This window comes from Pontiella sp. (assembly GCF_041622395.1).
Classification (GTDB): Bacteria; Verrucomicrobiota; Kiritimatiellia; order Kiritimatiellales; family Pontiellaceae; genus Pontiella.
The window spans coordinates 1-1948 of sequence record NZ_JBFJYW010000406.1 but is presented as its reverse complement, the minus strand read 5'-3'; the positions used below and the strand labels follow the sequence as shown (position 1 = coordinate 1948).

Genomic DNA, 1948 nt, shown 5'->3' with positions numbered 1-1948 from the left:
TTCTGGGGGTTCTACGACCGCTATGAGCTCGATGGCGAAATCCTGCTCGAATCGCCGACCTTGGCCGATGCCCGGCAAGTGCGCGGCGATTGCCAGGAAACCAACGGGTGCTTTCGCTTGTCCGTTCCCGAGGGCGGGCGCAGCGCGAGCATCAATTTCCGATTGGCCCGTACCACGCCGTATCGCATGGTTCGTGTGCGGGGCCGCATTCGGACCGAGGGCGTGGTGGAGGGGAAGTATCCGTGGAGTTGCGCGCGGTTGATGCTGTCGCAATACGACCCAAGCAACCAATGGATTCCCGGCAAACACGGTTTGGTGATGGCAAGCGGTTCGGAGAAGTGGGCGTCGCATGAGGATATCTTCCCGATCTTGCCCGGCGCCGCGCATGTCGACGTGGTCATTCAGAATGGCGGTAGCTTCGGAACGGCGGAGTTCGATTCCCTTGTGGCCGAACCCGTCACGCTGCGCACCTCGTTCTTTTGGTGGCAGGGTGTTTTCGCGTTTCTCTGGATAGGCATGGCCGCGCTGTATTATCGCCGCACCCGTCTGCACCAACGCAAGCTGCGAATGCTGATTTTGCTCAACGCGTTGGCGATCCTGTTCGGGACCATGATGCCGAGCGTTTGGATGGAAACCCTTTCGGACGGCGCGGTGGAAGCCCTCGGCAAAAGGATCGAGCGGCGCAAGGCCGAGACGCCTCCCGCCGTCGCGCCTTCCGGGGCGCCCGCAACCAAACCGGCGGCGGCCGCCGGACGCGAGAAGAACCGGGTCGATCAATTCAACAAACGGGTTGGCGGTATACACCGGGCGGGCCACTTCGCGCTGTTCGCTTCCCTCTGCTTTCTCGTCTATCTCTCCGCCGCGCTGGAGCGGCAGCATCCGACCTACTATTTGAAGGTGGCTTTCGATATCCTGCTCTTCGCCGCCATCACCGAGTCGCTCCAAAACCTCACCCTCGACCGCACCGCAGGGCTTTCCGACCTGCGCAACGACCTCTACGGCATGCTCACCGCTTTCGTCCTCTTCCTGCTTGTTCGGCTCTTCTTGCGTTTGAACGACCCGAAAAACGAAAAAGCCCCGCTCGAAGGCGGGGCTTGAATCCGTTGATTCAACGATCAACTTTTCGTATACGTGAATATCCAACCATCTTCATCAACCATGGTTATGGTGCTACCGGAAATCGAATAGGAGTTGTCGGTAACGCCGGGGAAGGTAAAAGTGTCTCCCGATCGGTTATAGTCTACCGTGATGCTGATGGGTCCTGCGGATTCGAATTCCAATTCCGATACGTTGCCACTGTCGTCGGTGACCGAGGTTGTGCTGAAATTGGTTTCCGCATCGCACGTACCATCGGAATAAAAGGTAAACCTTTCATAATAGCCATCGGTCGTTGGGAACGAAATGTCGTATGAACCCGCCTGCAGGCGACTGAGTTCATAAGTCCCGACCACCGAGCTTCCATCACCCCCTCCGTCGTCGTCATCATCACAGCCTGTGAACGCGAAGGCGCAGCAGGCAGCGATGGCGAAGGTTGCGGTGCGGCGTGCGAGATGTATCCATTTCTTTTCTATCTTCATTTTGTTTCCCCATCCAGTTGCGGCGGTGTCCCGCCTTGGTTATACCCCCCACTTAAAAGACGATAAGCCGTAAGCTAAGTAAGGATATGGGAGTTGTAAAGAAAAAATAAATGAGTGTTAGAAAAAGAATGGTTGTGATGATGCATGTCGAAATAACAAAAAGCGCGATATGCGGAGTAAGTGTGCGGTGCCGTGTTGGCATGGGCTACGTTGTCAAAGGCCGATTGAAGTTTGAAAGCGGGCCGACGGGGAATGCTGTAAGAACGGAGTCAATGGGGCGGGGCTTGAATCCGTAGACCGATCAGCCGGAGGCATTGGCGATGGAATCGCCCGAGGGCTTTGGGGAGTAAAAGGGCGGCCGTCTGTGGGTC

2 protein-coding genes are annotated in these 1948 nt (G+C 56.9%); one reads left to right on the top strand and one right to left on the bottom strand.

What is annotated here, in order from left to right; all coding sequences use genetic code 11:
* Positions 1-1098 (top strand): VanZ family protein (locus tag ABYO54_RS16080; protein ID WP_372809245.1); only part of this gene is annotated, 1098 nt, incomplete at its 5' end.
* Between the two features lie 17 nt (positions 1099-1115).
* Here the strand turns inward: ABYO54_RS16080 and ABYO54_RS16075 are convergent.
* Positions 1116-1577 carry a hypothetical protein gene (locus ABYO54_RS16075; protein ID WP_372809244.1) on the bottom strand — a complete coding sequence of 154 codons (462 nt, stop codon included), beginning with the start codon at positions 1575-1577 and terminating at the stop codon, positions 1116-1118.
* Positions 1578-1948: the final 371 nt, after the last annotated feature.